The 26,815-nt window shown below is 62.9% G+C and carries 28 protein-coding genes; 13 read left to right on the top strand and 15 right to left on the bottom strand.

Features of this window, described 5'->3' with window-relative positions:
• Window positions 1-50 precede the first annotated feature (50 nt).
• Entirely contained in the window at window positions 51-809 is a 759-nt protein-coding gene (locus tag AC1DXN_RS27260) for a DUF502 domain-containing protein (protein ID WP_477277308.1), read from the top strand.
• Here AC1DXN_RS27260 and recG read toward each other — a convergent pair.
• Complete coding sequence (gene recG / locus AC1DXN_RS27255; RefSeq protein WP_477277310.1) at window positions 761-2,869, bottom strand: ATP-dependent DNA helicase RecG; 2,109 nt, start codon at window positions 2,867-2,869, stop codon at window positions 761-763. The two genes, AC1DXN_RS27260 and recG, sit on opposite strands and share 49 nt — an antisense overlap.
• Window positions 2,870-2,962: 93 nt before the next feature.
• Between recG and AC1DXN_RS27250 the strand changes: the two genes are divergently transcribed.
• From AC1DXN_RS27250 to AC1DXN_RS27235, 4 genes are all read left to right on the top strand, one after another.
• Window positions 2,963-3,250: an FAD assembly factor SdhE gene (locus tag AC1DXN_RS27250; RefSeq protein WP_477247293.1), complete on the top strand. Its 288-nt coding sequence runs from the start codon at window positions 2,963-2,965 to the stop codon at window positions 3,248-3,250.
• 13 nt (window positions 3,251-3,263) lie between these two features.
• The gene (gene mfd / locus AC1DXN_RS27245) at window positions 3,264-6,755 is read left to right on the top strand and encodes a transcription-repair coupling factor (protein WP_477277313.1); all 3,492 of its coding nucleotides are present in this window, start codon (window positions 3,264-3,266) and stop codon (window positions 6,753-6,755) included.
• Window positions 6,756-6,885: 130 nt separating this feature from the next.
• On the top strand, window positions 6,886-8,259 hold the full coding sequence (locus AC1DXN_RS27240) for a class II 3-deoxy-7-phosphoheptulonate synthase (protein ID WP_477247291.1): 1,374 nt from the start codon (window positions 6,886-6,888) through the stop codon (window positions 8,257-8,259).
• 189 nt (window positions 8,260-8,448) lie between these two features.
• Window positions 8,449-9,153 (top strand): hypothetical protein, encoded by a 705-nt coding sequence (locus tag AC1DXN_RS27235; protein WP_477277315.1) that lies wholly within the window; start codon window positions 8,449-8,451, stop codon window positions 9,151-9,153.
• Window positions 9,154-9,310: 157 nt separating this feature from the next.
• Here the strand turns inward: AC1DXN_RS27235 and AC1DXN_RS27230 are convergent, their stop codons facing one another.
• From AC1DXN_RS27230 to AC1DXN_RS27220, 3 genes are all read right to left on the bottom strand, one after another.
• Window positions 9,311-10,084, bottom strand: coding sequence for an RES family NAD+ phosphorylase (locus AC1DXN_RS27230; protein ID WP_477247287.1), 774 nt, complete (start codon window positions 10,082-10,084; stop codon window positions 9,311-9,313).
• Window positions 10,044-10,427 (bottom strand): antitoxin Xre/MbcA/ParS toxin-binding domain-containing protein, encoded by a 384-nt coding sequence (locus tag AC1DXN_RS27225; RefSeq protein WP_477247285.1) that lies wholly within the window; start codon window positions 10,425-10,427, stop codon window positions 10,044-10,046. The genes AC1DXN_RS27230 and AC1DXN_RS27225 overlap by 41 nt, the downstream gene beginning before the upstream one ends.
• Before the next feature lie 106 nt (window positions 10,428-10,533).
• Complete coding sequence (locus AC1DXN_RS27220; RefSeq protein ID WP_477247283.1) at window positions 10,534-11,604, bottom strand: GGDEF domain-containing protein; 1,071 nt, start codon at window positions 11,602-11,604, stop codon at window positions 10,534-10,536.
• A gap of 332 nt (window positions 11,605-11,936) precedes the next feature.
• On the opposite strand from AC1DXN_RS27220, the gene AC1DXN_RS27215 reads away from it, so the two are divergent.
• The 3 genes from AC1DXN_RS27215 (at window position 11,937) to AC1DXN_RS27205 (ending at window position 13,444) form a co-directional block, all read left to right on the top strand.
• A complete protein-coding gene (locus AC1DXN_RS27215) occupies window positions 11,937-12,356 on the top strand; it encodes a GFA family protein (RefSeq protein WP_477277317.1) in 420 nt (139 codons plus the stop codon).
• Window positions 12,357-12,450: 94 nt separating this feature from the next.
• On the top strand, window positions 12,451-12,810 hold the full coding sequence (locus AC1DXN_RS27210; protein WP_477247279.1) for a diacylglycerol kinase: 360 nt from the start codon (window positions 12,451-12,453) through the stop codon (window positions 12,808-12,810).
• 40 nt (window positions 12,811-12,850) lie between these two features.
• Window positions 12,851-13,444, top strand: coding sequence for a hemerythrin domain-containing protein (locus AC1DXN_RS27205; protein WP_477277319.1), 594 nt, complete (start codon window positions 12,851-12,853; stop codon window positions 13,442-13,444).
• Between the two features lies 1 nt (window position 13,445).
• Here AC1DXN_RS27205 and AC1DXN_RS27200 read toward each other — a convergent pair whose 3' ends face one another.
• Window positions 13,446-14,051: a DedA family protein gene (locus AC1DXN_RS27200; RefSeq protein WP_477277321.1), complete on the bottom strand. Its 606-nt coding sequence runs from the start codon at window positions 14,049-14,051 to the stop codon at window positions 13,446-13,448.
• Window positions 14,048-14,605, bottom strand: a complete 558-nt coding sequence (locus AC1DXN_RS27195) for a DUF1003 domain-containing protein (RefSeq protein ID WP_477277323.1) — start codon at window positions 14,603-14,605, stop codon at window positions 14,048-14,050. Before AC1DXN_RS27195 ends, AC1DXN_RS27200 begins: the two co-directional genes overlap by 4 nt.
• 96 nt (window positions 14,606-14,701) lie before the next feature.
• Between AC1DXN_RS27195 and AC1DXN_RS27190 the strand changes: the two genes are divergently transcribed.
• The 3 genes from AC1DXN_RS27190 (at window position 14,702) to AC1DXN_RS27180 (ending at window position 19,389) form a co-directional block, all read left to right on the top strand.
• Window positions 14,702-15,415: a DNA-3-methyladenine glycosylase I gene (locus tag AC1DXN_RS27190; RefSeq protein ID WP_477277325.1), complete on the top strand. Its 714-nt coding sequence runs from the start codon at window positions 14,702-14,704 to the stop codon at window positions 15,413-15,415.
• A 77-nt stretch (window positions 15,416-15,492) separates the two neighbouring features.
• Window positions 15,493-17,175, top strand: a complete 1,683-nt coding sequence (locus AC1DXN_RS27185) for an NAD+ synthase (RefSeq protein ID WP_477277327.1) — start codon at window positions 15,493-15,495, stop codon at window positions 17,173-17,175.
• Window positions 17,176-17,583: 408 nt separating this feature from the next.
• A complete protein-coding gene (locus AC1DXN_RS27180) occupies window positions 17,584-19,389 on the top strand; it encodes an ABC transporter ATP-binding protein (protein WP_477247266.1) in 1,806 nt (601 codons plus the stop codon).
• A 65-nt stretch (window positions 19,390-19,454) separates the two neighbouring features.
• Here the strand turns inward: AC1DXN_RS27180 and AC1DXN_RS27175 are convergent, their stop codons facing one another.
• The 5 genes from AC1DXN_RS27175 to AC1DXN_RS27155 all read right to left on the bottom strand — a co-directional run bounded on the left by AC1DXN_RS27175 (window position 19,455) and on the right by AC1DXN_RS27155 (window position 22,855).
• A complete protein-coding gene (locus AC1DXN_RS27175) occupies window positions 19,455-19,766 on the bottom strand; it encodes a PilZ domain-containing protein (RefSeq protein WP_477277329.1) in 312 nt (103 codons plus the stop codon).
• Window positions 19,767-19,872: 106 nt separating this feature from the next.
• Window positions 19,873-20,361 (bottom strand): NUDIX hydrolase, encoded by a 489-nt coding sequence (locus AC1DXN_RS27170; RefSeq protein ID WP_477277331.1) that lies wholly within the window; start codon window positions 20,359-20,361, stop codon window positions 19,873-19,875.
• A gap of 209 nt (window positions 20,362-20,570) precedes the next feature.
• Window positions 20,571-21,071, bottom strand: coding sequence for a xanthine phosphoribosyltransferase (gene gpt / locus AC1DXN_RS27165; RefSeq protein ID WP_477247260.1), 501 nt, complete (start codon window positions 21,069-21,071; stop codon window positions 20,571-20,573).
• Between the two features lie 124 nt (window positions 21,072-21,195).
• On the bottom strand, window positions 21,196-22,029 hold the full coding sequence (locus AC1DXN_RS27160; RefSeq protein ID WP_477277333.1) for a universal stress protein: 834 nt from the start codon (window positions 22,027-22,029) through the stop codon (window positions 21,196-21,198).
• Window positions 22,030-22,111: 82 nt separating this feature from the next.
• Window positions 22,112-22,855 (bottom strand): competence/damage-inducible protein A, encoded by a 744-nt coding sequence (locus tag AC1DXN_RS27155; RefSeq protein WP_477247252.1) that lies wholly within the window; start codon window positions 22,853-22,855, stop codon window positions 22,112-22,114.
• Between the two features lie 176 nt (window positions 22,856-23,031).
• Between AC1DXN_RS27155 and AC1DXN_RS27150 the strand changes: the two genes are divergently transcribed.
• Together AC1DXN_RS27150 and AC1DXN_RS27145 are read left to right on the top strand one after the other, a co-directional pair.
• Window positions 23,032-24,045 (top strand): alpha/beta fold hydrolase, encoded by a 1,014-nt coding sequence (locus AC1DXN_RS27150; protein WP_477277335.1) that lies wholly within the window; start codon window positions 23,032-23,034, stop codon window positions 24,043-24,045.
• 53 nt (window positions 24,046-24,098) lie between these two features.
• Window positions 24,099-24,374, top strand: a complete 276-nt coding sequence (locus tag AC1DXN_RS27145) for a hypothetical protein (protein WP_477277337.1) — start codon at window positions 24,099-24,101, stop codon at window positions 24,372-24,374.
• A gap of 78 nt (window positions 24,375-24,452) precedes the next feature.
• Here AC1DXN_RS27145 and AC1DXN_RS27140 read toward each other — a convergent pair whose 3' ends face one another.
• The 4 genes from AC1DXN_RS27140 to AC1DXN_RS27125 all read right to left on the bottom strand — a co-directional run bounded on the left by AC1DXN_RS27140 (window position 24,453) and on the right by AC1DXN_RS27125 (window position 26,685).
• Window positions 24,453-24,692 (bottom strand): DUF2188 domain-containing protein, encoded by a 240-nt coding sequence (locus tag AC1DXN_RS27140; RefSeq protein ID WP_477247246.1) that lies wholly within the window; start codon window positions 24,690-24,692, stop codon window positions 24,453-24,455.
• 29 nt (window positions 24,693-24,721) lie between these two features.
• The gene (locus AC1DXN_RS27135) at window positions 24,722-25,000 is read right to left on the bottom strand and encodes a DUF982 domain-containing protein (protein ID WP_477247244.1); all 279 of its coding nucleotides are present in this window, start codon (window positions 24,998-25,000) and stop codon (window positions 24,722-24,724) included.
• Between the two features lie 131 nt (window positions 25,001-25,131).
• On the bottom strand, window positions 25,132-25,449 hold the full coding sequence (locus AC1DXN_RS27130) for an SH3 domain-containing protein (RefSeq protein ID WP_477277339.1): 318 nt from the start codon (window positions 25,447-25,449) through the stop codon (window positions 25,132-25,134).
• Window positions 25,450-25,581: 132 nt separating this feature from the next.
• On the bottom strand, window positions 25,582-26,685 hold the full coding sequence (locus tag AC1DXN_RS27125; protein WP_477277341.1) for an NADH:flavin oxidoreductase/NADH oxidase: 1,104 nt from the start codon (window positions 26,683-26,685) through the stop codon (window positions 25,582-25,584).
• Window positions 26,686-26,815 lie beyond the last annotated feature (130 nt).

The raw sequence follows: 26,815 nt of genomic DNA, 5'->3' as shown, positions 1-26,815 counted from the left end.
CGCTTTCCGGTTCACTAGTGTTGCGGTGCAACCCGCGCCCCCGGTGACCCATGTCCGACGCTCCACGAACCTCCGGCATGACCCGGTTGAGGAATTATTTCCTGACGGGCTTTGTCGTCTGCGCGCCGCTGGCGATCACCGCCTATATCGCCTGGTCCGTCGTCGGCTGGGTCGATTCCTGGGTAAAGCCGTATATTCCGGCCCGCTACAGCCCGGACACCTATCTGCCATTCCAGGTTCCAGGCTTCGGGCTGATCGTGGCGCTGTTCCTGATCACCATGATCGGTTTCCTGACCGCCAACATCGTCGGCCGCGCCATCGTCAATTTCGGTGAGCGCCTGCTCGGCCGCATGCCGTTGGTGCGCGGCATCTATGGATCGCTGAAACAGATTTTTGAAACCGTGCTGTCGAACAAGGGCGACATGTTCCGCCAGGTCGGACTGGTCGAATATCCGCGCAAGGGTGTCTGGTCGCTGGTTTTCGTCGCCAGCGAGAAAGAGACCGAAATCAACCAGAAGCTCGATCAGGAAGGCGATCCGCTGATCGCCGTGTTCATGCCGTGTACCCCCAACCCGACCACCGGCTTCCTGATGTATGTGCCGAAATCCGACATCGTGCTGCTCGACATGACGATCGAGGATGGGGCCAAGCTGATCGTTTCGGCAGGGCTGGTGGCGCCTGAGGTCAACGCTAAATTGGTGACGCTGAACGGCGAGCAAATCGATGGAGATCTCGCCAACCCGCCGATCGGCGCCTTGTCTCATCCGGCGCGCAGGAGCCGCACGGCTTCGTCGCGACCGAACAGGTAAAGCAACAGCCGCAGGGCTTCGCCGCGCTCGGACTGCAATTCGGGATCGCGCGACAGGACCAGACGCGCATCGTCACGGGCGGCTTCGAGCAGGTCGGCATGCACTTCCAGGCGCGCTACCTGGAAGCCCGGCGTGCCGGATTGGCGGGTGCCGAGCAACTCGCCTTCGCCGCGCAGTTTCAGATCCTCCTCGGCGATGCGGAAGCCGTCTTCCGTGTCGCGCATCACCGACAGGCGGCGTTTTGCCGTCTCGCCGAGTGGGTCCTTGTAGAGCAACACACAGGAGGAGGGCTTGTCGCCGCGCCCGACCCGGCCGCGCAGCTGGTGCAACTGGGCGAGGCCAAAACGCTCGGCGTGCTCGATGACCATGATTGTCGCATCCGGCACATCGACGCCGACTTCGATCACTGTTGTGGCGATCAGGATGCGTATCTCGCCTTGCTTGAAGGCCCGCATCGCCTCGTCCTTCTCGGCGCCCTTCATGCGGCCATGGACAAGGCCGATGCGGTCGCCGAACAGGGGCTGCAGCGAGACGAAACGGTCCTCGGCCGACATCAGCTTGATCTCTTCGGATTCCTCGACGAGCGGACAAATCCAGTAGATCTTCTGGCCGTCGGCGACGGCGTCGAGCATGCGGCCGACCAGTTCGTCCAGCCGCTCCAGCGGCAGCGTGACGGTGCGGATCGGCCGGCGGCCAACCGGTTTCTCCGTCAGCTTGGAGACGTCCATGTCGCCGAAAGCTGTCAGCACCAGAGTGCGCGGGATCGGCGTTGCTGTCATCACCAGCATGTCGGGCGCGTCGCCCTTGGCGGTGATGGCGAGCCGCTGGTGGACGCCAAAGCGGTGCTGCTCGTCCACGACGGCGAAGACGAGGTCGTTGTAGGTCACCGTCTCCTGGAACAGGGCGTGGGTGCCGACGACGATGTCAATTTCTCCGCTCGCCAGACCGGCAAGCGTGTTGGTGCGCTCGCGGCCCTTTTCGCGGCCGGTGAGGATGGCGACGCGCAAGCCGGCTCGTTCCGCCAGCGGCGTGATGGTCGCAAGATGCTGACGCGCCAGGATTTCGGTCGGCGCCATCAGCGCCGCCTGGCCTCCGGCTTCGACGGCGCGCGCCATGGCGAGCAGCGCCACCACCGTCTTGCCCGAGCCGACATCGCCCTGCAGCAGGCGTAGCATGCGTTCGGGGTCGGCGAGATCGGCGTTGATTTCGGCGAGGGCGAATTCCTGTGAAGCGGTGAGCTTGTAGGGCAGGGCAACGCGCAATTTCTCGACGATGCGGCCGTCGCCGACCAGCGGCCGGCCCGATAGGCGGCGCACCTTTGCCCGCACCAAAGCGAGCGACACCTGGCCGGCAAGCAATTCGTCATAGGCTAGGCGGCGCCATGCCGCCCCCTCGATGGCGACATCGATCGGATCCGCCGGATAGTGAATGCGGGCAAGCGCATCGGCGAAGGCAGGGAAGGTCTGCTTGCGCATAAAGGCATCGTCTTGCCATTCCGGCAGTTCCGGCAGTCTTCCGAGCGCCTGGCCGATCGCACGGCGCAGCACTTTTCCTGACAAGCCGGCGGTGAGTGGATAGACCGGTTCGACCAGGGGCAGGTTCTCGGCGTCGCCAGCCAGCGCGATATGGTCGGGATGGACCATGGTCGGGCGGCCGTTGAACCATTCCATGCGGCCGGACACGACGACATGCTCGCCCACCGGCATCGCCTTTTCGAGATAGGCGGCATGGGCGTGGAAGAAGGTCAGCCCGATCTCGCCGGTGTCGTCATGGGCATAGACGCGGTAGGGCACCGAGCGGTTGCCGCGCGGCGGCGGCTGGTGGCGGTCGATGCGCACGTCGAGCGTGACGATGGCGCCTTCAGCGGCAAGTGCGATGCCCGGCCGGTTGCGGCGGTCGATCACCGTGTGCGGCAGCACGAACAAAAGGTCGCCTGCGCGGGCAGTGCGGTCGCCAAGATCGGCCGGCACGATCTTCTCAATCAGCGCGCCGACCTTCGGCCCGACGCCGGCAAGCGAGGTGATCGGGACGAACAGCGGATCGAGCAGGGAAGGTCGCATGATGTCAGCTTATGTCGCGACAGCCGCAGCGCAAGGCTGACACCGCCCTCTATCCACGCTATATGCGCCGTTCACGACTTGGGATGCGGCACAATGACCGGAACGACACGATCAAGCGAGGGGCTCGACGCCCGCCGCCGTAAGCTGCTGTTTCGCTCCTGGCATCGCGGCATGCGCGAGATGGACCTCATCCTCGGCAGCTTCGCCGATGCCGAGATCGGCGCCTTGACCGGCGACGAAATCGACCAATATGAGAGGCTCCTCGACATTCCCGACACCGAATTCCTGCCCATGGTCACCGGCGAGCGCCCGGTTCCCCAAGAGATCGACTGTTCGGTCCTGCAAAAAATCCTCGCGTCCCGCCGCTCAATGACATTCTGAAAAACGTGATTTTATGAGCCTTATCCCTACAATCGGCCTGCCGAAGGGCCGCGCCGGCCAGTTCATCGTCGACGGCGTTGCCGACGGCTACGAGGCCTTTGCGCTGGTGCAGGCGGCACTCGAGATCGCGCCCGACAAGCCGGTGCTGTTCGTGGCGCGCGACGGCCAGCGGCTGCCGTCGATCGTCGAGGCGCTGGCCTTTGCCGCGCCCGGCCTGCCGGTGCTGGAACTGCCGGCCTGGGACTGTTTGCCTTACGACCGTGTCTCGCCCGGCTCCGACGCCGCCGCCAAGCGGCTCGATGCGCTGACGGCGATGATTGCGCTGGCCAAGAAGCCGCATCGCGCCGTCATCCTGACCACCGCCAACGCGCTGCTGCAGCGCATTCCGCCGGCAAACCTTGTCGAGTCGCAGACTTTCCATGCCAAGCCCGGCAACCAGATCGATATGAACGCGCTGGTATCGCGGCTGGAAACATCAGGTTTCGAGCGGGTACCGACTGTGCGCGGCGTTGGCGAGTTCGCGGTGCGCGGCGGCATTCTGGACCTGTTCGCGCCCGGCTGGAGCGAGGCGCTTCGTCTCGATTTTTTCGGTGACACTCTGGAATCGATCCGCGTCTTCGACGCCGCCACCCAGCGCACCACCGGCCAGCGCAAATCGATGGCGTTGCAGGCGATGAGCGAAGTGGCGCTGACGCCCGAGACCATCAGTCGCTTCCGCCGCTCCTATATCGAGGCCTTTGGCGCGCCACAGCGCGATGACGGGCTCTATGCGGCGGTCAGTGAAGGCCGCCGCTTTGCCGGCATGGAGCACTGGCTGCCGTTCTTCTACGAGCGGCTGGAGACCGTGTTCGACTATCTGCCGGATACGCCGGTCATTTTCGACCATCTGGCGCATGAGGCGCTGGCCGAACGCCACACGCTGATCCTCGATCACTATGAGGCGCGCAAGAAGCAGGCCGACGGCGCGCTGAAGGATGCCGTGCCCTACAAGCCGGTGCCGCCGGATTTGCTTTATCTTTCGCCGGAAAACCTGGTGGCGTCGCTCGGGCCGCGCGAAGCGATCGACTTCACGCCTTTCGACGCGCCCGACGCCGGTGCCAAAAAGGTCTACCATGCCGGCTCGCGCCATGGCCGCAGCTTCGTCGAGGAGCGTGCCGATCCCGGTGTCAACGTCTTCGACGTCGTCGTCAAACACATTGCCGACGAGCGCGCAGCGCGCCGGCGCATCGTCGTCGCCGGCTGGACCGAGGGCTCGCTCGACCGGCTCGGCCAAATCCTCGCCGAACATCATCTCGGCAACCTCAGCCAGGTCGCGACGCTGGCCGAGGCGGAAAAGCTCGAGCCGGGACAGGCGGCACTTGCCGTATTGCCGCTCGAATCCGGTTTTGAAACCGAAAAACTGGTCGTCGTCGCCGAGCAGGACATTTTGGGCGACCGGCTGATCCGGCGCTCCAAGCGCAAGAAGCGCGCGTCCGACTTCATCGCCGAGGCCTCATCGCTGTCATCAGGCGACATCGTCGTCCACGCCGACCACGGCATTGGCCGCTTCATAGGCCTGCGCACCATCGAAGCGGTCGGCGCGCCGCATGACTGCCTCGAAATCCACTATGCCGGCGACGACCGGCTGTTCCTGCCGGTGGAAAACATCGAGCTTCTGTCGCGCTACGGTTCGGATTCGGCCGACGCCTCGCTCGACAAGCTTGGCGGCGGTGCCTGGCAATCGCGCAAGGCGCGGTTGAAGAAGCGCCTGCTCGACATGGCCGGGCAGTTGATTCGCATTGCCGCCGAGCGGCAGATGCGCGCCGCGCCGAGCCTGGTGCCGGCGGAAGGCCTCTATGGCGAATTCGCCGCGCGCTTCCCTTATGAGGAAACCGACGACCAGCAGACGGCGATCGACTCGGTCAGGGACGATCTGGCGGCCGGAAAGCCGATGGACCGGCTGATCTGCGGCGATGTCGGCTTCGGCAAGACCGAAGTGGCGCTGCGCGCGGCCTTCATCGCGGCCATGGAGGGTTTTCAGGTCGCGGTGGTGGTGCCGACGACGCTTTTGTCGCGCCAGCACTTCAAGACGTTTTCGCAGCGTTTTTCCGGCCTGCCGATCCGCGTCGGGCAGGCCTCGCGGCTGGTCGGCGCCAAGGAACTGGCTGAGACCAAGAAAGGCATCGCCGAAGGCCAGGTCGACATCGTCATCGGCACCCATGCGCTGCTCGGTTCCGCGATCTCGTTCAAGAATCTCGGCCTGCTGATCATCGACGAGGAGCAGCACTTTGGCGTCAAGCACAAGGAACGGCTGAAGGATCTCAAGACCGATGTCCATGTGCTGACGCTGTCGGCGACGCCGATTCCGCGCACGCTGCAGCTGGCGCTGACCGGAGTGCGCGAGCTGTCGCTGATCGCGACGCCGCCGGTCGACCGCATGGCGGTGCGTACCTTCATCTCGCCCTTCGATCCGCTGGTCATCCGCGAGACGCTGCTTCGGGAGCGTTATCGCGGCGGCCATTCCTTCTATGTCGTGCCGCGTATCAGCGATCTCGCCGAAATCCATGATTTCCTGCGCGAATCCGTTCCGGAATTGAAAGTGGCGGTGGCCAACGGCCAGATGCCACCCGGCGAACTCGACGACATCATGAACGCCTTCTATGACGGTCAGTACGATGTGCTGTTGTCGACGACCATCGTCGAATCCGGCCTCGACATCCCGACCGCCAACACGCTGATCGTGCATCGCGCCGATATGTTCGGCCTGTCGCAGCTCTATCAGCTGCGCGGCCGTGTCGGCCGCTCGAAGGTGCGCGCCTATGCACTCTTCACGCTGCCGGCCAACCGCAAGCTGACCGACACCGCCGAGCGCCGGCTGAAAGTGCTGCAGTCACTCGACACGCTGGGCGCCGGCTTCCAGCTCGCCAGCCACGATCTCGATATCAGGGGCGCCGGCAATCTTCTCGGCGAAGAACAGTCCGGCCACATCAAGGAGGTCGGCTTCGAGCTCTACCAGCAGATGCTCGAAGAAGCGGTCGCCGAAGTGAAGGATTCCGGCGAAGTGCAGGATGGCGGCTGGTCGCCGCAGATCGCCGTCGGCACGGCGGTGATGATCCCGGAAAGCTATGTGCCGGACCTGCAGCTCAGGCTGGCGCTCTATCGCCGCCTGGGCGATCTCGAAAACACCGAGGAGATCGATGCCTTCGGTGCCGAGCTGATCGATCGCTTCGGACCGCTGCCGGAGGAGGTGAAGCATCTGCTCAAGATCGTCTTCATCAAGGCGCTCTGCCGCAAGGCCAATGTCGAAAAGCTCGATGCCGGGCCGAAAGGTGTCGTCATCCATTTCCGCAAACGCGAGTTTTCCAATCCCGTCGGACTGGTCAAGTTCATCGGCGAGCAGGGCTCGCTGGCCAAGATCCGGCCCGACCACAGCGTCGTGTTCAGCCGCGACTGGGCGACTGCCGAAAAGCGGCTGGCGGGTTCTGCTGTGGTGATGACGCAATTGGCGCGGCTGGCTGCGGCATAGCCGGCTCATTCGCCAGCGCTGAAATTCCGGTCTAGAATAGGAAATCGGCTTCGTGTATGGAGCCGCCACCCCATATAGGGGCTGAAATGGCGGACGCGGGTGTTCGCGGGAAAGAGCGTTGGGTGCAACGATGACGAAATGGTCGCCGAATTCCTGGAGATCGATGCCGATCAAGCAGGTTCCTGCTTATCCGGATCTCACCGCGCTCAAGAACACGGAAGCCCAGCTCGCCACCTTTCCGCCGCTGGTTTTTGCAGGTGAAGCGCGCAAGCTGAAGAAGCAGCTTGCTTCTGTCGCTGCCGGTGATGCGTTCCTTCTGCAGGGCGGCGATTGCGCCGAGAGCTTTGCCGAACATGGCGCGGACAACATCCGCGACTTCTTCCGCGTCTTCCTGCAGATGTCTGTGGTGCTGACCTTTGCCGGCGCGCAGCCGGTGGTCAAGGTCGGCCGTGTCGCTGGCCAGTTCGCCAAGCCGCGCTCGTCCGACAACGAGACCAAGGGCGATGTGACGCTGCCGAGCTATCGCGGCGACATCATTAACGGCATCGAGTTCGACGCCAAGTCGCGTATTCCGGATCCCGCACGGCAGGAGATGGCGTACCGCCAGTCGGCGGCGACGCTCAACCTGTTGCGCGCCTTCGCGCAGGGCGGCTATGCCAGCCTGGAGAACGTGCACAGCTGGATGCTCGGCTTCGTCTCCGACAGCCCGCAGGGCGAAAAATACGAGTCGCTGGCCAACCGCATCACCGAGACGATGGACTTCATGAAGGCCGTCGGCATCACCTCGGAGACCAACTACGCGTTGCGCGAGACCGATTTCTATACCAGCCACGAGGCGCTTCTGCTGGGCTACGAGGAAGCGCTGACCCGCGTCGATTCCACCTCCGGCGACTGGTACGCAACCTCCGGCCACATGATCTGGATCGGCGACCGCACGCGCCAGCCCGACCATGCGCATGTCGAGTATTGCCGCGGCATCAAGAACCCGCTGGGCCTGAAATGCGGGCCGTCGCTGACGCCGGACGGTTTGCTGCAGCTCATCGACCTGCTCAACCCGGAAAATGAGCCGGGACGGCTGACGCTGATCGCGCGCTTCGGCTCCGACAAGGTCGCCGACCATCTGCCGAAGCTGGTGCGCGCGGTGAAGAAGGAAGGCCGCAGCGTGGTGTGGTCGTCGGACCCGATGCATGGCAACACCATCGAGGCCGCCGGCTACAAGACGCGGCCGTTCGACCGCATTCTCAAGGAGGTGCAGACCTTCTTCGAGGTGCATCGCGCCGAAGGCACGCATCCGGGCGGCATCCATGTCGAGATGACCGGCAAGAACGTCACCGAATGCACTGGTGGCGCTCGCGCCATCACCGCCGAGGAATTGCAGGATCGCTACCACACCCATTGCGACCCGCGCCTCAACGCCGACCAGGCGATCGAACTGGCGTTCCTGGTCTCGGACCTGCTCAAGAAGAGCCATCCGGTGCAGCACAAGCAGGTTGCAAACGGCTAAGCCTGCCGGCTTGAGTTTGGTTGATCAAAAGCGCTGGAGAAATCCGGCGCTTTTTCGTTTCGCGGCGATGCATGGCGGGCCGTCATCACATCCGAGCATACGAAAATGTGTTCGCACGCGACCATTGCAAAACCAAGATTGGGGCGGAACGCGGAAGCTCCGAGCCCTCTCCATCCGGTCGCCAACACCATGCGCCACGAGCATGCCATCATCCACCACCGCGCGCTTGACTTCTGGTCGGCGCGCGCTGCGGTCCTCGTCATCATCTGCCTGCAGCTTCTCGTCATCAACGATTTGTCGTTCGGGCCGCGCTGGTTGGCGCCTGTGATCGAGGCGACCCTGCTTGTACCGCTGTCGATCGCGACCGCCTGGACACAAATGGCGACGCAGAAGGCCGTCGACCACGAGCATTGGTATGCGATCGGCCGGTTTCGCGTCTACATCCGCCGGACGGCACTGGTCACGACCGGCGTCATCAGCATCATGAACTGCGGGGCGCTGGTTCTGCTGGTCAAGGCGCTGCTCGAAGGCCACGCCGGCGCCGGAACGACGTTGCTGGTCGACGCGCTGAACATCTGGGTGACCAACGTCATCGTGTTTGCTCTATGGTTCTGGAGCACCGACCGGGGCGGGCCGCCGACCTGCGGTCTGGTCAAGCGCGCGCAGGCCGACTTCCTGTTCCCGCAAATGACGCTGCCCGACCGCGAAACCCATGACTGGCTGCCCGGCTTTGTCGACTACGTGTTCCTGGCCTTCACCAACGCGACGGCGTTCTCGCCCACCGACACCTTGCCGCTCAGCCAGCGCGCCAAGCTGCTGATGATGGCGGAGGCGATGATCTCGCTGCTGACGATCGCGCTGGTGGCGGCGCGTGCCGTCAACATCCTCGCGTAAGCTGTGTCGGTATTCAGGTGATGCCGGCCTGCAAATGGCGGCTTCCTGCGCTTCCGGTGCTCACGTACGAAAAGTACGCTCCGCTCCGGTTCTCGGAATCCGCCATTTTCGACTCGGCCTGACCTGAATCTCAACACACCTTGGAGCCGAGCTGGAGCTATTTGCGCCCGCGTTCCCAGCGCAGTCCATTCAGTCGGGGATCGGCGGCAAAGGCGGTCCTGGAAAACTCGATGCGCTTTTCCGGGAATTCGCAGATCGCCTGCACGCCGAAGGCGCCGAGGCGGATGCGCCAGGTCTGCGGCTCCAGCGGCTTTGCCTTGGCGAACCCCTTGCAGGTCAGCAGTGCGATGTTGGCGCCCTTGGGGTCACGCGCCGAGCGATAGCGGATTGCTTGCATCCCGTCCATGCGCGCGACATCGGCAATCGCCTGGCAAGCGGCATAGTCGGTTGGATGCGTCCACGCCGCGGCATCGCGATCAAGCGGCGGCCGTGTCAGGTCGATGGCGTTGGCACATTTGATGGCGGCGGCGAAGGCGGTGTAGTCGGCGGCGTCGCGTGGCCAGGGTGTGTCCGGCGATTCGGCAAAGAACAGCAGACGGTAGAAGGCCATTTCGGCAACCGCGGTCATCATGGTTTCGGCGGCATAGTAGACGCCCAAGGTCTTGCCGGCGCGGCGGAAGCGCGAGCCGTGCGGATAGACCGAGCCGTAGCGGAACGGCGTCGCCAGGAGATAATGGAGATGCCGGCATTCGAGCGGGATCTGCGGCTTGGTTTCCTCGATCAGGTCTTCCAGCAGCGCCTGTTCGTCCAGCGTGTCGACGACTTTCAATGTCGAGACACGGTGCTGCGCCTCGACCATGCGCCAGTATTTGCCGTCGAGGCGGACCGCTTCAGACGAGAGCGCGTCGGGAGTCCAGATAGGCAATGACATCGACAAGCCCTGATATGGTCAGGATTTTTTCCAGCGGGCTGCCGTCGAACGCCGTATTGGCGTTCTTCAGCCACGCGCGGGCAACGGTCTCGTCACCGCCGACAATGGCGTCGAGCGAGCGGAACAGCCGCACGAACAGCACCGCCAGCTCGAACGGTTTGGTGCCGCGCTCCAGCAGGAACTCCTGCCGGCGCATGCGTGAAACCGTGGCTTCCGAAACACCGATGACGGAAGCCAGCATCCTGGCGGTGATGTCCAGAAGGTCGGCGGCGCGCAGCGTGGCTTTGGTCAAAACCGCATTTTCGGCTGCGTTGGCAGCGATTTTGGGTTGTATCACAGACATGGTCTTTCCATTTCTATGGGAAATATAGGCCATAAAAATTCATATGGAAAGATGCTGGATCAAAACAATTGGAGGCGCGGCCGACAAACCCTTGCGGCGAAAGGGATCAGTCCTTCTTGTAGAGCAGCCAGCTTTTGCCGGCGCGGCCGGCCATCGCCGAATGCCTGGTCACGCGGTTACGCCCGCTGACCTTGGAGCGATAGAGCGCCCGGTCCGCCTTGGTGTACAGGTCCTCGGCACTTTCGGCCTCGGATGCCATGCAGATGCCCATGGATACGGTCACGGTGCCGTAGTTGGTGCCGGTCTGGCTGCTGGTGAACGGCGTCTGTTCAATCAGCGCGCGTATGCGCTCGGCGATCTCGTAGGTGGTGTCCTCGCTGACACCCTCGATGATCAACGCGAATTCCTCGCCGCCGGTTCGGGCCACGAACATGTCGGCGGCAATGCTGGTCTGGAAAATGTCGGCAACAATCTGGATGATCTTGTCGCCGACCGGGTGGCCGTAGCGATCGTTGATGTCCTTGAAGCGGTCGATGTCGGCAAGGATTAGTGCGTTGAACAGGATGCCCTTGTTGCTGGTGTAGATCCTGGTGATCTGCTTGTCGAAGGCGCGGCGGTTCCAGATGTGGGTCAACGGATCGGTGTCGGCGAGCCGCTTGTACTCCTCGAGCTTGGACTTGACGCTTTCGAGCTCGGCCGTCTTGTCGCTCAGCGTGCTGGCAACCTGCTTGCCGTGGTCGATCGTCGAATTGGTGGCGGCAGATATGGCGCTGACGACCTTTTGCAGCAGATCCTGCGAAAGCAGGCTGCGGTTGGAAAGTCCGCTCGACGTTTCGTCGAGGATCCTGCCGTATTTCTCGATATGGCTGCGTTCATTGCGCAGCAGCGAGGCGATGTCCTCGAGCTCGCTGGCAAGGACGTCGCGCGCCTGCTCGACAATGCCGGGACCATGATGCTGCGCAAAGAAGGTGCGGCCGATCTGGTCCAGTTCCTCTTGCGTCGGCCGGTTGCTCAACGAAACGACGGCAAGGCTGAGCTCGCGATTGGTGCCGTTCAGCGCCTCGTAGAAGATTTCATAGTTGCGCGGCAGACCGAGCACGCCGAGCTGGCGCATGGTCATCACAACATTGGTTGCGATGTCTGCATTTCGGTCGGTCTGGACGGCTACCGGCTGCATGTTCTGTTCACTCTACCCCTGGGAGCCTTCGCAGACCTGCGAGTGCATGATGTCGCCGACGGGGCGTGAGCCGAATTCCAGGTCAACCTTCGAAAAGCCGCGTCCCCAATCACGACTTTCGCTGCCAAGGACCATAGATGCGGGGGCGCTAAAGTTTCCTTAATGTCACGTGGTTCAGCACGTTTTCTCTACCTCAGGCTGTAAAAGCTTTGCAGCCGTGCAGCGGGAATTCAAAACGCGCCCGCGCTGTGTCGCATTTGCCTGTACGCAGCAGAACTGGAATCCTGCCAGTGTGGCGAAGCCATGAATGGCGCTATCGAACGGAGGCCGGGATGGATGACAATCACAGCGGATCGTGCCTGTGCGGGGCGGTGCGCTTCAACACGCGGGGAGCGTTGCGCGGGGTGGTCTATTGCCACTGCTCGCAATGCCGCAAGCAAAGCGGGCATTTCTACGCCGCAACCAATGTGCCCGATGAAAACATCACGATAGCGGGCGCCGAGAGCATCACCTGGTACGAGGCGTCTTCGTTTGCCAAACGCGGCTTCTGCAAGACATGCGGCTCGCTGCTGTTCTGGAAGCCGCGCGACGACGCCTATGTCTCGGTCATGGCCGGGCTGTTCGACAAGCCCACTGAGCTTGTGGGGCAGTGCCACATCTTCGTCGGCGACAAGGGCGACTATTATTCGATCGACGATGCGCTGCCGCAGTTCGAGAGGTCGACGCCGTCGGTCAAGGTTGCCGAGGAGTGACACGGTGCGGGCCAATGATTTTTGAAGCGCCTGCCTTATTCCCTTGATCCGGCCATTGCGTTATCCCCTGCCGGTGATTCCAGGGGATTTGAGCATGCAGCGGCTTATCGATGCTTTCTTCAATTCAGTGCGGGCGTTTCGCAAGCTGGCCGCCAGCGAAAAGGCTTTTCAGCAGGAGCTGATGCTGTTGGTGCTTGCCTTGCCGCTTGGCTGGTTTGTCTCGGTGTCATGGCGCGGCTACGCGCTGCTGGTCGGCGCGGTGCTGCTTTTGATCATGGTCGAGGTTCTGAATACCGGCATCGAGGCGGCATGCGATGCGTTCAGCCGGGAGTTCAACGTCGATATCCAGCTGGCCAAGGATTGCGGTTCGCTGGCGGTGCTGATTTCGGTGCTGATCGTGGCCGGCGTCTGGGGCATCGCCATCATCGAGCGCATCACGGGACTACCGATCTGACACTTCAGGTACTACATGACGGTATCCAAAGGAGACTGTCATGGCCAAGGCCGCCGATTTCTTGCTGTTTGAACGGGCGGGCCTGCCAGACGATTTGCGCTGGCTGGCGCAAAAATATCCACGCGAGAACTGGCAGGGCCATGCCAACATCCATGGCCTGGCCAATATGTGGCTTGGGCGGCATGACATGTTTCGCGAGCTCGGTGGCATGCTCAGCAACGGCATTGGCGACTATCGCGAGGGCAGGCAGACGGCGCCGGATTTCGCCCGCTGGTTCGCGCCGCGCCTCAACCATTTTCTTGGGCATCTCGACGGCCACCACAATGTCGAAGACTATCAATACTTCCCGGTCTTCGCCAAAGCCGAGCCGCGGCTGAAACGCGGCTTCGAAATCCTCGATGCCGATCACCAGACCATCCATGAGGGGCTGGAGCGCAACGCCGAGGCGGGGAATGCGTTCATCCGGACGTTGCAGGAGAGCGAGGACAAGCAGCGCTTCGCCGCCGACGCCTGTGCCGACGAGAACAGTCGGTTGATTGCCATGCTGAAGCGGCATTTGGCCGACGAGGAAGATTTGATCATTCCGCTGATCCTCGACCGCGGCGACCGCGCCTTGATCGAGGACGACGACTGAACTACGTGACTTCGCTATCGCGGGCGTCCTTGGCGCGCTCCTTCTTGGCGACCGAGCGGGCGAGGAGCCAGGCGAGGATGGCGACGATAAGCCCGATGGCGAGCGCTACCAACAGCCGTTCGTGACGATGCAGTGCCTGGCCGACGATACGCTCAGCACCCAGTCCGAAAACATAGCCGATGGTGCAGAACAATGCCGCCCAGACCAGCGACGACACGGCGTTGAGAATGACGAAGCGCGTCACCGTGATGCTGGCAAAGCCGGCGGCAATGCCGCCGACCAGGCGCAGGCCGTAGATGTAGCGGTTCGACAGCACGAAGATGTTGGGGTGCGAGGAGACGAGCCGAAAAGCATGGTTGAATCCCGGCCTGGCCTTCAGTCTGAGCACATAGGGATGATCGGCAAAGCTGCGGCCGAGAGTGAAGAAGAAGGTGTCGCCTGCGAAGGCGCCAACAGCCGCAGCGAGGAAGGCCTGCCACAGCACGAAGACGTGCTGGTGCGCGAAGAAGCCGCCGAGGATGGCGGCACTTTCACCCTCGGCGACGCAGCCGAGAAAGACAGCGATCAGCCCATACTGCTCGATGAGATGATGGATGGTCTCCGTCATGACGTCTGCGGCATCAGCCGTTCGTCGATCCGCTTCAGCTGTTCGGCGATCTGCGCGATCTCGTCGCGCATGCCGATGATCTGGCTGTGGCGCAACTCGTCCAGCTTTTCATGCAGCGCCATGATCTCGATCTCGGCCTTGAGATTGACCTCATAGTCGTGAGCGGCGTCGATGCGGTCGCGCGCGGCCTGGCGGTTCTGCGACATCATGATTACCGGCGCCTGCAGGGCAGCGATCATCGACAGGACGAGATTGAGAAAGATGAAGGGGTAGGGGTCGAACGAGCTTTGCCCCAGCAGCCACCAATTGCCTGCGATCCAGAGGACCAGGAAAGCGATGAAGGACAGGATGAACGACCATGAGCCGCCGATGCGGGCGATGGCATCGGCAATACGGTCGCCGGCGCCCTGAAGGCCGGCAACACTGTCATTGATGTCTTGCGAAATCGGCTTGCGGTCGACGGTGCTCTGCAGCACGCGTCGCTCGAGCTCGCTGAGAGCCTCCGGCGTTCGCTTCAGCCAGCGGTTGGCGAGTTCTGGCACGGTCTTGTTCATGGATGTCTCCATAGGAAAAGCATCGGCTTGGCAGCCATGTTTGCATATAGGAAGATGGCGCTCCGTCAAAAGCGTGGCGTGAGGATGGGAAGCAAAATGACCGATTTCGCGAAAATCCGCGCCCGTGCCGCCAAACGCAAGGGCGGTGAGGCCCAGCTGTCGTCGCTGCTGGGGCCCGTGCCCAACAATGCCGCGGTGGCGAAAATCACCGATGACCGCATCCTGTCGACGATGGCCGAGCGGGTCTTTGCCGCCGGCTTCGTGTGGCGGGTCATCGAGCAGAAATGGCCGGGCTTCGAGGAAGCGTTCCTCGGCTTCGAACCGAAGCGGCTGTTGTTCCAGCCTGACGATTTCTGGCACGATTTGACGGCCGACAAGCGCATCGTGCGCAACCCGCAGAAGATCAAATCCGTGCGCGACAACGCCGCCTTCGTCGAGCGCGTATCGAAGGAGCATGGTGGTTTCGGCAAATTTCTCGCCGATTGGCCTGCTGACGACCAGATCGGGCTGATGGCTTATCTCGGCAAGCATGGCAGCCGGCTCGGCGGCAACACCGGCCAGTATTTCCTGCGCTGGCTGGAATGGGATGCCTTCATCATCTCGGCCGACATGGGAGCGGCGCTGCGCGATGCCGGCCTCGACATCGCCGAAAGTCCGACCTCGAAAAAGGATCTCGGCAAGATCCAGGACCAGATCAACGTCTGGGCGGCGGAAACGGGCCTGCCGCGCCGCCACATTTCGCGCATCCTGGCGATGTCGATCGGCGAGAACCATTCACCTGATACACTGCGCGAATATATGGGCGAATAGGGACACCATCGATCGGTCCGGATTGGTCCAAACGAACGCCATTGCCCGGGCAAATTTGCCGCGCTAAGTCAGCAGGCATGACCAAGAAGACCGCCCCTGATATTCTGCGCATTGCTGTTGCCCAGCTCAACCCGACGGTCGGCGACGTCGCCGGCAATCTTGCCAAGGCGCGCGAGGCGAGGGCGGATGCCGCCCGCCAGGGCGCCGACCTCGTGCTGTTCACCGAGCTTTTCCTCGCCGGCTATCCGCCGGAGGATCTGGTGCTGAAGCCGGCCTTCCTGAAAGTCTGTGAAAAGGCAGCGCAGGACTTTGCCGCCGACACCGCCGATGGCGGCCCCGGCGTCATCATCGGCACGCCGCTGAAGCGCAAGAGCGGCACCCACAACTCGATCATCTTTGCCGATGGCGGCAAGATCCTTGCCGAGCGCTACAAGCTCGATTTGCCGAATTACGGGGAGTTCGACGAGAAGCGCGTCTTTCAGGCCGGCCCTGAAATGCAGGGGCCGGTCAACTTCCGCGGCATCCGCATCGGAATTCCAATCTGCGAGGACATCTGGGGCGATGTCGCCATTTGCGAGACGCTGGCCGAAAGCGGGGCGGAAATCCTGCTGGTGCCGAACGGCTCGCCCTACTATCGCGCCAAGATCGATGTCCGCCACCAGGTCGTCATCCGCCAGGTCATCGAATGCGGCCTGCCGATGATCTATGCCAACCAACTCGGCGGCCAGGACGAACTGATCTTTGACGGTGCATCGTTTGCCATAGGTTCTGACAAGACGCTTGCCTTCCAGATGAGCCAGTTCGAGGAGACGGTCGACGTCACCACCTGGAAGCGCACGGATGCGGGCTGGGTCTGCTCGGAAGGACCGATGTCGAAAATCCCCGAAAGGGAGGAGGCCGACTATCGCGCCTGCATGCTGGGCCTGCGCGACTACGTCAACAAGAACGGCTTCAAGAATGTCGTGCTCGGCCTTTCCGGTGGCATCGATTCGGCGATCTGCGCCGCCCTTGCCGTCGATGCGCTTGGCGAAGAACGGCTGCGCGCGGTGATGATGCCATATCGCTACACCTCGAAGGACTCGCTCAAGGACGCCGAGGACTGTGCCCGTGCGCTCGGCTGCCGCTATGACATCGTGCCGATCTTCGAGCCGGTGGAAGGCTTCCTGCACACACTGACACAGATGTTCGAGGGCACCAAGGAAGGCATCACCGAAGAAAACCTGCAGAGCCGCGCGCGCGGCACCATCCTGATGGCGATCTCCAACAAGTTTGGCTCGATGGTGGTCACAACCGGCAACAAGAGCGAAATGTCGGTCGGTTATGCCACGCTCTATGGCGACATGAATGGGGGCTTCAATCCGATCAAGGACCTCTACAAGATGCAGGTCTATGCGCTGTCGCGCTGGCGCAACGGCCACGTGCCGCCGGGTGCGCTCGGGCCGTCGGGCGAGGTGATCCCAAAAAACATCATCGACAAGGCGCCGTCGGCGGAACTGCGCGAGAACCAGACCGATCAGGATTCGCTGCCGCCCTATCCGGTGCTGGACGACATCCTCGAATGCCTGGTCGAGAACGAGATGGGCGTCGACGACATCGTCGCGCGCGGCCACGACCGGGCGACGGTGACGCGCATCGAGCACCTGCTCTACATCGCCGAATACAAGCGCCGTCAGGCGGCACCCGGTGTAAAGATCACCCGCAAGAACTTTGGCCGCGACCGCCGCTATCCGATCACCAATCGATTCAGGGATCGCGGGTAGACGTTGGGTTTGAATGTCCGACGGTGTCGGCACAACCCGCCGTTGTTGCAAAATCGTCTCACTGGGTGGACCAGATGCGCTTTCGGCAGTTCCCTGTCTTGGCGAGGCGTTGAGCCGTCCCTATAAGAACGTCTCCGCGATTCCCCTTTGGGAGGACCGAATGCCAGCATTTGATACCATCATGCGAGGCCGCGAAGCCTAGGTTCCAGACGGCGCGCTACGAGGTTTTTACCTCTGTGGCAAAGCCGGACTGAGAACAGGCGTTCGTCGATGCCGGTCGCGACCCGACAAATCGGGTGCGCCGCCAAATATGCCGAACCTCCGCATTCCCTGGGCCAGTTGCCCTAGCGCGGTTTCTTCAATTTTCGACCTTACCGGGATCGGGCTCGTTTGCGCCCGAATGACATCATGGCTCGTTTTCGAATCGATCTGCGCGCAGGCGCCTTTCGCAGCGTTCTTGGCTTCACGCTCGGCCATTGGCGGCGTCAACCGTGGCGGCTTTCCCTCATCATGGGCACCTTCCTGCTGTCGACCCTGGCCGACGTTTTGACGCCGCTCTATTCCGGCCGGCTGGTCGATGCCGTCGCCAGCAGCGCCGGCGCGGACGAGGTGGCGTGGAACGCGGCAATGGCGGCGTTTTCGATGCTGGTGGCGCTGGCGCTTGCCGGCGTCGTGCTGCGCAACCTGGCGTTCATGGCCATCGTCGAGCTGACGCTGAAGATGATGGCGGATATCGCCGCCGACGCCTTCCACCGCGTCCAGCGCTTTTCTACCGACTGGCACGCCAACAGCTTTGCTGGCTCGACCGTGCGCAAGGTGACGCGCGGCATGTGGGCGCTCGACCTGCTCAACGACACCATCCTGATCGCGCTGTTGCCGTCCGTCGTCATGCTGCTCGGCTCGACGCTGCTGCTCGGCTGGTTCTGGCCGATGATGGGTGCGGTCGTGGCGGCCGGCTCGGTGTTGTTCATCACGGTGACGGCGATGCTGTCGCTCGGCTATGTCGCGCCGGCGGCACGGCTCGCCAATAGCTGGGACACACGCCTCGGCGGCTCGCTCGCCGATGCGGTGAGCTGCAACGCCGTGGTCAAAGGGTTTGGCGCCGAAGTGCGCGAGGAAACGCGCCTTGCCAGGGTCGTCGCCAAATGGCGCGCGCGCACGCGCCGCACCTGGGTGCGCGGCACCGTCAACGGCACCACGCAAGGGGCGCTGCTGCTGGTGCTCAGGGCCGCCGTGATCGGCCTGGCGCTGATGCTGTGGTCGTGGGGGCAAGCGAGCGCCGGCGATGTCGCCTTCGTGCTGACTGCGTTCTTCGTGTTGCAGGGCTATCTCAGGGATATCGGCACGCATATCCGCAATCTGCAGCGCTCGATCAACGACATGGAGGAACTGGTCGACTTCCAGTCCGAGCCGCTCGGCATCGAGGATCGGCCTGGCGCCAGGCCGATCCGAATTGCCGATGGCCGCATCAGCTTCGACAATGTCACCTTCCACTATGGCAACCATCGACTGCCGCTTTACCGCGACTTTTCGGTGGACATTGCGCCGGGTGAACGTGTTGGCTTGGTCGGTCATTCAGGCTCGGGCAAGACGACCTTCGTCAAGCTGATCCAGCGCCTCTATGACGTCAACGCTGGCAAGATCCTGATCGACGGCCAGGATATTGCCACGGTGGCGCAAGCGTCGCTGCGCGGGCAGATCGCCATCGTCCAGCAGGAGCCGATCCTGTTCCACCGGTCATTGGCCGAAAACATCGCCTATGCCCGGCCGGGCGCCAGCCAGGCCGAGATCGAGCACGCGGCACGGCTGGCCAGCGCGCACGACTTCATCGTCGGCCTGCCGAAGGGCTATGGCACACTGGTCGGCGAGCGTGGCGTGAAACTATCGGGCGGTGAGCGTCAGCGCGTGGCGATCGCGCGCGCTTTCCTCGCCGATGCGCGCATCCTCATCCTGGACGAGGCGACATCGAGCCTCGATTCGGAATCGGAGGTGCTGATCCAGCAGGCGATGGAGCGGTTGATGGTCGGCCGCACGACGCTGGTCATCGCGCACAGGCTTTCGACGGTGCGGGCGCTCGACAGGCTTTTGGTGTTCGATCGCGGCCGCATCGTCGAAGAGGGCTCGCATGACGAGTTGATCCGGCTGCAAGGCGGCATCTACCGCCGCCTGTTCGAGCGTCAGGCGCTGGAACTGACCAAGGGGCTGGTGATCTGATCGAGAAGGCACCCGGATCGAAGTCCGGTCCGGGTGCCTTGGTCTGAGTGCCAAATGCGGAATGATCAGCCGTAATGCAGCTTCGGCTTGCCCTCGGTGCCGGTGAACTGAACGCCGATCCTGTCGTTGCGGCGCCAGCGAACCTCGGATCGATAGCCAATTCCATCGACGGGAATGTAGAGCAGGAAGCGATCGGGCACCCGGGCATCGGCCGCGACCTTCAACTCGGCGCCGCCCTCATGCTGGTTGCGCACGGTGCAGCTGATCTCGGAATTCTGAATCCCGGTGATGATCGTCCCGCCCTTGAGCACGCGCTGGCGGTGTTCGCGCCGGTGCTCGTCGGACTTCTCTTGGAGTGGGTTTGCGGGGTTTACCATTGATAAAATCGGCGTAGCCGATCGATTCCTCGACGCAACAGCACCCCCGTGCCGGCACGCAGTATGCCACAAATCAGTGGCCGTCGCAGGACATTTCAGTTTTGAATCAGTCGAACCTGTGCGGATCGGCGCAGAAATAGGCGATGATCTGGCAAAGATCCGGTTCGTTGACCATGCGCACCGCTTCGGTGGAATTCACCCATTTGCGGGTGCGCGCGCGCTTTTCCTTCCACCGGTCGGCGACCTTGTCGACCAGCAACGGAAACACCAGCACTTCGCAAGGTACTTCCTCGCCGGAGGCCAACATTTTGGCATAGAAGTAGCGGCCGGCTTCGAGATGGGAGACGGTGCCGCGCAATCCGGCTTCCTCGCCGGCTTCGCGCGCCGCAGCCTCGCAAAGTGGCTCCTTGGCCTCGGGCCAGCCCTTGGGGATCACCCAGCGGCCAGTGTCACGGCTGGTGATCAGCATGATCTCGACGCCGTTCCCGGTATCGCGCCAGGGCAAGGCGGCAACCTGCAGGCGGCACGGCGCTGAGCCGAAGAGTCGCCGGACCCTTTCGGCCAGATGGTTGTGCGTCGTTGGCCTCGTCAACATTGCAGAAGCTAGCCCCAGCCTCCAGAATCGTTTGCCGTCTCACGAATCTTACGGCTAATCATAAGCAATAAAAGTAAAAAACTTCACACCGATGCGCAAAACGTCACCGGAAACGGTCGACTTCACGAAATATGGTGCCCTGCGAGCCTCTTTCCAAAGCAAAGAGTGCTCGCCTGACCGTTTCGACTGGAAAGAAGAACCGACGCGAATCAACCAGCGTGGTCGTCGGCGATCGGCTTCTGGTAGGTAAAACCCATGTCCCAGGGAAAATAGATCCAGGTGTCCTGGCTGACTTCGGTGACGAACGTATCGACCAGTGGCCGGCCTTTCGGCTTGGCATAAACGGTGGCGAAATGCGCCTTGGGCATCATGGCGCGCACAATGCCTGCCGTCTTGCCGGTGTCGGTGAGGTCATCGATGATCAGCACGCCGACGCCGTCATCGACGAGCAGCGCGGGCGTGATCTCCTTCAGCACCTGCAACTGACCCTGGCTGGTGTAGTCGTGATAGGAGGCGACGCAGACCGTCTCGATGACGCGGATACCGAGCTCACGCGAGATGATGGCCGCCGGGACCAGACCGCCGCGGGTAATGCAGACGATCGCCTTCCACTGGCCCTTGTTGGCGCCGGCAAGCCGCCAGGCCAACGCGCGGGCATCGCGGTGGAACTGGTCCCAGGAGACCGGAAAAGCTTTTTCGGGAAGGGACATTCGTGCACTCCGCGCGCAACACTGTGGAMTGCGCGCGGAATTAACTGGAAAGTCAGGGCATTGGCAAGGGCAACGCAGCTCTAGGCTGTGGACTTGAAACACGTCGCGCCCACGCCCTGATGAATCAGCGCGACAGGAAGGCCGCGACCGGCACGGTGCGCAGCACCGTGCGCGTCACCCCGCCGAACAGCAGTTGGCGCAGCCAGGAGTGGCTGTAGGCGCCGAGCACGAGCAGATCGGCGCCGGTCTCCGTGATCCTGGTCTGGATGACGTCATCGACGGAGATACCGCCCGATTGCAGCACCGAGACGCTGACCGTGGCGCCATGCCGCGACAGAGCCGCAGCGATCTCGGCGCCGGCGGCCTCCGAATTCTCATCCAGCGTATCCGGCGGATCGATGACCAGTATGTCGGTCTTCTCGGCTTCGATGATGAAGGGCAGGGCGTCGAAGGCGGCCCGTGCGGCCTCCTTGCTGCCGTTCCAGGCCAGAAGCACGTGCTTGAAGCTGGTGGCGAGCGGACCTGCATGCGGCACCACCAGCACTGGTCGGCCGGCATCATAGACCAGCGTGTCGACGTCGGCGCTCGGGTCGCCGCCGGTATCGCGCTGCGCGGCGATGATCAGATCGGCGGCGCGGACGCTAGAGATGCCGGTCAGCGCGCTGTCGCCGGAAAAGCTCTCCAGGCTGCGCCATTCGAAGGACAGACCGGAATTCTCGATGTGCTTGAGGAAAACGGCCTGCAATTTGTCGGCGCGCTCCCGGCTCATGTCGGCGGAAACCTGTAGGAATTCGGTGTCGGGAAAGCCGGTGGCCGAGGTGTAGGGGACAGGAAGCGCTTCGGCATGGATGCCAATGAGGTGGCTCTGGAAGCGCTCCGCAAGCGGGATGGCGCAGTCGAGCACGCGCTCGGCATCCTGCTCATTCTGCAATATGGCAACGATGGTCTTGAAACGCATGGCAAATCCCTCATTTTGCGTACGATCGAAATCGTCTGTGGGAAACGCTACAGCGCCATGCTTGGTTCCGGTCTGATCCAGATCAACTTGCCGTGCTGGCGAGGCCCGCGACCAAGGCTTCGACATCGGCCCGCGCGGCGTCCAGCGCCTCCTGGCTGCGGGCACGGACGACCAGTTCCGTCCAGAATTTGCCGTCGCCATATTTCGGGTAGGAGCCAATGATGGTGTCCGGGTGGGCCTTCTGGATGTCGCCCAAGGGACCGCCGATCAGGCCTTCGCCGAACGGGCAATGCACCGTTGCCGACAGCATCTTTGTGCCCGCCTTCAGCGTCGGCACGACATTGTCGAGCATGGCCTGGAAGATCGACGGCACGCCGGCCATGACATGGACGTTGCCGACGCGGAAGCCGGGCGCGATGGACACCGGATTGTCGATATGGTCGGCGCCGCGCGGCATGCGCGCCATGCGCTTGCGCGCCTCGGTGTATTCGATGCCGCGCGCGGCGTAGCTTGCTTCCAGCATGGCATAGGCCTTGGCGTCGTATTCGCACGGCACGCCAAAGGCCTTGGAGATCGAATCCGCGGTGATGTCGTCATGGGTGGGGCCGATGCCGCCGGTGGTGAAGACATAGGTATAGCGGGCGCGCACGGCGTTGACCGCGGCGACGATCTCGTCTTCCTCATCGGGAACGATGCGCACTTCCTTCAAGTCGATGCCGATCGCCGTCATGATGTCGGCGAGGTGGCCGATGTTCTTGTCCTTGGTGCGGCCGGACAGAATCTCGTCGCCGATGACGAGCATGGCGGCGGTGACGATTTCAGGCATGGCAAGCTCCGGCAAACGGGTCGACTTGGGCAGACACGGTCGCCCGTGGCAGGCAAGGTCGCCTGAGATAGCGCGACATGGGACCGGCGGCAATGCAGCCTCTAACACGCTCGGCTCCCTTGCGGTCAAACCGGCCGTGGGTGATGGTGCGCGCCGGTCCAGATCCCGGGTGAAGAATGGATCTATCGATTCTGCTGTGGCTGCTCGGCGGCCTGCTGCTGCTGGCGGTCGCCGTGGGCGTCTTTCTGGTGCTGGCGACGTTGTGGATCGCCGCCAAGGCCGAAAGGCTGGTGCCGGCGCGCGGCAAATTCGTCGAGGTCGACGGCAACCGCATCCACTATGTCGAGGAAGGCGAGGGGCGGCCCATCGTCTTCCTGCACGGCATGGGCGCGCAGCTCCATCACTTCCGCCATACGCTGTTCGGCCGCTTTGGCCCGGGATACCGGCTGATCGCACTCGATCGGCCGGGCTCGGGCCATTCGGTGCGGGCCAGGGGCGCCAGCGGGCGCTTGCCCGAACAAGCCGAAATCGTGCGGCACTTCATTGAAGCGCTCGGATTGGAAAAGCCGCTCATCGTCGGCCATTCGCTGGGCGGCGCCATCGCGCTGACGCTGGCGGTGGAGGATCCGCAAGCGATTTCCGGCATCGCCTTGCTGGCGCCGTTGACGCATCTGGAACCGCGTGTGCGGGAAAAATTCGGCTCGCTCTACATCCAGTCGCCCTTGCTGCGCTGGATCATGGCCCACACCGTGGCGATGCCGGCGAGCCTGAGATACGCACGGCATACGCTGAAGTTCGTCTTTGCGCCGCAGATCACGCCGGCCGACTATATGGTGGATGGCGGCGGCTGGTGCGGATTGCGGCCGAGCCATTTCTACGCGACATCAACCGATGTCGTCGCGATCGAGCGCGACCTCGGCGGCCTCGAGCCGCGTTATGGCGAAATCGCCATGCCGGCCGGCATTCTGTTCGGCACGCGCGATCGTGTGCTGGGCATCCATGTCCATGGCGCGCCGATGACGGAGAAGATCAGGGGGCTCGATTTCGAGCCCGTCGAGGGGCTCGGGCACATGCCGCAATTCATCGAGCCGGAACGGGTCACCGCCTTCATCAGGCGCATCGCCGAGCGGGCGTTTGCCAGCCCGATATCACCGCGCGCTCACGGCAATTTCACTGAACCTTTGGGGTGATTGCCGGGTTGACCCGTGTCGCAGCATCGCGACGCAGACACGGAGTAACTTCAATGATCACCAGAATTCTTGCAGCATCGGTTTTGACGCTCGGCCTCGCCACTTCGGCGATGGCGCAATCGTCAGGCGTCTATACCTCGCATACCCGGCATCGCCCGGTTGAACAGACGACCGTCGATCCGAACACCACCGGCAGCATTACGACGAACCATGATGCGTCCGGTCTGAACACGATGGGCTCCGGGGCGATGGGACCTTGCGCTTCGAACACGCCAGGACCGGACGCCAACGCCGATTCCGGTGTAAACGATCACTATTGCGGCAAGTAATCGGCTGCAGACCTCGACTGACCGGCAGGATGCCTCCAACGGGCATCCACGGCCGGCAGAGACAAACAAAATCGAAAACTAGTCGGAAACTTCGGTCTGTGGCCGGTCGCGGCCGTCGGCCAGTTCATCATGCCATTTGCCATCGGCGTCCTCGTACTGGATGCCGTCGGTCGAGCCGGCAACCTGCTGCTCCGCCGAAGCGATCTCGGCGGCGCGCAGCGCGTCCTGATGATTGGGGAACGTCTCCGAGAATGTCGAGCCGACCTTGTAGGCCCAGCCCCCGTCGTGCTCGACGATCTTGTAAGTCAGCTTCGCCATGAAGTCCTCCTGATGAAAAGCCCGTTCGCTCAATGCAGCTTGCTGTCAAGCAGCCGGTCGTCGGGAACCAGCACTTCCGATTCCTTGGCCGCTTCGATCAAGGCGCGGCGTGCATCCGCCGTCGAACGATAACCTTCCAGCACTTTGAGGCAAGTGTCGAGGGCATCACGATGCCGAGGACCGCGATTGAGCGGCCAAACGGTCATCAGGCACTCCGCCGCCTCCTGGGTGCTGCGGATATGGCGATATTTGCCGACATGACCGAGTTCGACCACGACCGGCGTTTCAAAAGGTTTGTTGTCCATCATGGGCGCAACGCAAAACAGCCAATTTGGTTGCAAAAGTGGCCGTCAGCCTGCGCCCAAACGTCTCAGAGCCTGTTTGGAAACTCTGCTTCGGCGGCCATATGACTCGCCGGAGCGACTTTCGAAACAGCGTCTCAGTAGCCGCAATCGTTGCGCAGCCAGCGCGCGTTCGCCCAACCGGTGCCGCCACCGATTTCGACCTGGTACCAGTTTCCGCGGCGGTCGAAGATCTCGGTATGATCGCCGTTGAACAATTGCCCGATCATGCGCGACGACGAATTCGGCCGTGCCCGCACGGCAAGAAAACCGCTTCCCGTCGCCAGATTGTAGTGGCTGGAGAGGCCGTGCACGGTGCCTTCGCAGTACTGTGCGCCGGCCGGTGTTGATGCGCCAATCCAAAGTCCGGCCACGGCTGTCAGGGCTGCAACCGGCAAGAATGCCTTGAATGACATGATTTCCTCCCAAGCCTTGGCCGCGCCCGCCGCAGCCTCACCCAGCGTAACAGTTTGCGGACAAAATTGAAGCGAGCGCAAACCGTCCAGAACTATAAGCGGCGCCGCGCCGGCATCAGGAGAACGGGCCGGTCAGCCCGCCGCCTTCATCCAATGCTGCATTGTCGTCACCGAGCGGGCCAATTGCGGAGCCGGGTGAATTTTTTCGTCGAAAGTGGCGGCGGCGCGCCACCCCCAGCGCGGATCAGCGAGGAAGGCGCGGGCGAGCGCCACCATGTCGGCGCGGCCATCGGCGACGATCGCCTCGGCCTGCCTGGGATCGTCGATCAGTCCGACGGCGCGTGTCGGAATGCCGGCGCCCTTGCGCACCGCTTCCGCCAGATGCACCTGGTAGCCGGGGCCGGTCGGCAGCTTCTGCAAGGGCGAATTGCCGCCGCTCGAACAGCAGATATAGGCGATGCCAATTTCCTTCAGCGCCTTGGCCACTTCGATCGCGTCCTCGATATCAAAACCGCCATCGACCCAGTCCTTCACCGACAGGCGGGCGCCGAGCATCAGGTCGGGGACGGCCTTGCGCACCGCCTTGGCGATCTCGGTGACAAAGCGCATCCGGTTTTCCAGCGAGCCGCCCCAGCGGTCGGTGCGCTGGTTGGAGAGCGGCGACAGGAACTGGAAGACCAGATAGCCGTGGGCGGCGTGCAGCTCGAGGAAGTCGAATCCGGCTCGTTCAGCCCGCCTTGCGGCTTGAGCAAAGCGCTCGATGAGCTGCAGGATCTCTTCCTCCTCCAGCGCGTGCGGCACGTTCCAGCCGGTGTCGTAGGCAATGGCCGAGGCCGAGACGGTCTGCCAGGGGTCTTCGCTTGGTTGCAGCGGTCCGCCGCCTTCCCAGGGCTTTCGGTTGGAGGCTTTTCGGCCGGCATGGGCAAGCTGGATGCCGAATTTCGTGGCCGGAGCGGCGACCCGCCTGGCTGCATCCAGCGTGCGCCGGGCCGCCGCCTCGTTGTCGTCGGAATAAAGACCGAGGCAACCATGGGTGATGCGCCCGCGCCGTTCGACGTCGGTCATCTCGACGGTGACCATGCCGGCGCCTGACATTGCCAGGTTCATCCAGTGATAGAGGTGCCAGTCGCTGGCCGAGCCGTCGTCGGCGGAATACTGGCACATCGGCGCCACCGCGATGCGGTTTTGAAAGGTCAGGCCATCAAGCGTGATCGGCTGGAAAAGCGATGTGGTCATCAGAAAACTCCGGGAAGGATGTTGTTATCTAGGCAATGGCGGCTGCCGGCACCAGACACGAGGCGGTGAAACGCACTTCTGGACCAATCGCTGGCCGGATTGCGGAAACAGCGGTTCGCGGCTACGCCTT

The organism is Mesorhizobium sp. P2_H9 (genome assembly GCF_056403215.1).
This window is presented reverse-complemented; position numbering and strand designations above follow the sequence as displayed.

Bases quoted from the DNA above. Each gene is read 5' to 3' on its own strand.
- AC1DXN_RS27195 (WP_477277323.1), bottom strand. From the start codon at position 14,605: ATGAACAAGACCGTGCCAGAACTCGCCAACCGCTGGCTGAAGCGAACG.
- AC1DXN_RS27200 (WP_477277321.1), bottom strand. From the start codon at position 14,051: ATGACGGAGACCATCCATCATCTCATCGAGCAGTATGGGCTGATCGCT.
- AC1DXN_RS27230 (WP_477247287.1), bottom strand. From the start codon at position 10,084: ATGTCATTGCCTATCTGGACTCCCGACGCGCTCTCGTCTGAAGCGGTC.
- AC1DXN_RS27175 (WP_477277329.1), bottom strand. From the start codon at position 19,766: ATGGTAAACCCCGCAAACCCACTCCAAGAGAAGTCCGACGAGCACCGG.
- AC1DXN_RS27215 (WP_477277317.1), top strand. From the start codon at position 11,937: ATGGATGACAATCACAGCGGATCGTGCCTGTGCGGGGCGGTGCGCTTC.
- AC1DXN_RS27180 (WP_477247266.1), top strand. From the start codon at position 17,584: ATGGCTCGTTTTCGAATCGATCTGCGCGCAGGCGCCTTTCGCAGCGTT.
- AC1DXN_RS27125 (WP_477277341.1), bottom strand. From the start codon at position 26,685: ATGACCACATCGCTTTTCCAGCCGATCACGCTTGATGGCCTGACCTTT.
- AC1DXN_RS27210 (WP_477247279.1), top strand. From the start codon at position 12,451: ATGCAGCGGCTTATCGATGCTTTCTTCAATTCAGTGCGGGCGTTTCGC.
- AC1DXN_RS27235 (WP_477277315.1), top strand. From the start codon at position 8,449: ATGCGCCACGAGCATGCCATCATCCACCACCGCGCGCTTGACTTCTGG.
- mfd (WP_477277313.1), top strand. From the start codon at position 3,264: ATGAGCCTTATCCCTACAATCGGCCTGCCGAAGGGCCGCGCCGGCCAG.
- AC1DXN_RS27160 (WP_477277333.1), bottom strand. From the start codon at position 22,029: ATGCGTTTCAAGACCATCGTTGCCATATTGCAGAATGAGCAGGATGCC.
- AC1DXN_RS27240 (WP_477247291.1), top strand. From the start codon at position 6,886: ATGACGAAATGGTCGCCGAATTCCTGGAGATCGATGCCGATCAAGCAG.
- AC1DXN_RS27260 (WP_477277308.1), top strand. From the start codon at position 51: ATGTCCGACGCTCCACGAACCTCCGGCATGACCCGGTTGAGGAATTAT.
- AC1DXN_RS27225 (WP_477247285.1), bottom strand. From the start codon at position 10,427: ATGTCTGTGATACAACCCAAAATCGCTGCCAACGCAGCCGAAAATGCG.
- AC1DXN_RS27155 (WP_477247252.1), bottom strand. From the start codon at position 22,855: ATGCCTGAAATCGTCACCGCCGCCATGCTCGTCATCGGCGACGAGATT.
- AC1DXN_RS27190 (WP_477277325.1), top strand. From the start codon at position 14,702: ATGACCGATTTCGCGAAAATCCGCGCCCGTGCCGCCAAACGCAAGGGC.
- AC1DXN_RS27130 (WP_477277339.1), bottom strand. From the start codon at position 25,449: ATGTCATTCAAGGCATTCTTGCCGGTTGCAGCCCTGACAGCCGTGGCC.
- gpt (WP_477247260.1), bottom strand. From the start codon at position 21,071: ATGTCCCTTCCCGAAAAAGCTTTTCCGGTCTCCTGGGACCAGTTCCAC.
- recG (WP_477277310.1), bottom strand. From the start codon at position 2,869: ATGCGACCTTCCCTGCTCGATCCGCTGTTCGTCCCGATCACCTCGCTT.
- AC1DXN_RS27185 (WP_477277327.1), top strand. From the start codon at position 15,493: ATGACCAAGAAGACCGCCCCTGATATTCTGCGCATTGCTGTTGCCCAG.
- AC1DXN_RS27140 (WP_477247246.1), bottom strand. From the start codon at position 24,692: ATGGCGAAGCTGACTTACAAGATCGTCGAGCACGACGGGGGCTGGGCC.
- AC1DXN_RS27250 (WP_477247293.1), top strand. From the start codon at position 2,963: ATGACCGGAACGACACGATCAAGCGAGGGGCTCGACGCCCGCCGCCGT.
- AC1DXN_RS27150 (WP_477277335.1), top strand. From the start codon at position 23,032: ATGGATCTATCGATTCTGCTGTGGCTGCTCGGCGGCCTGCTGCTGCTG.
- AC1DXN_RS27205 (WP_477277319.1), top strand. From the start codon at position 12,851: ATGGCCAAGGCCGCCGATTTCTTGCTGTTTGAACGGGCGGGCCTGCCA.
- AC1DXN_RS27220 (WP_477247283.1), bottom strand. From the start codon at position 11,604: ATGCAGCCGGTAGCCGTCCAGACCGACCGAAATGCAGACATCGCAACC.
- AC1DXN_RS27135 (WP_477247244.1), bottom strand. From the start codon at position 25,000: ATGATGGACAACAAACCTTTTGAAACGCCGGTCGTGGTCGAACTCGGT.
- AC1DXN_RS27145 (WP_477277337.1), top strand. From the start codon at position 24,099: ATGATCACCAGAATTCTTGCAGCATCGGTTTTGACGCTCGGCCTCGCC.
- AC1DXN_RS27170 (WP_477277331.1), bottom strand. From the start codon at position 20,361: ATGTTGACGAGGCCAACGACGCACAACCATCTGGCCGAAAGGGTCCGG.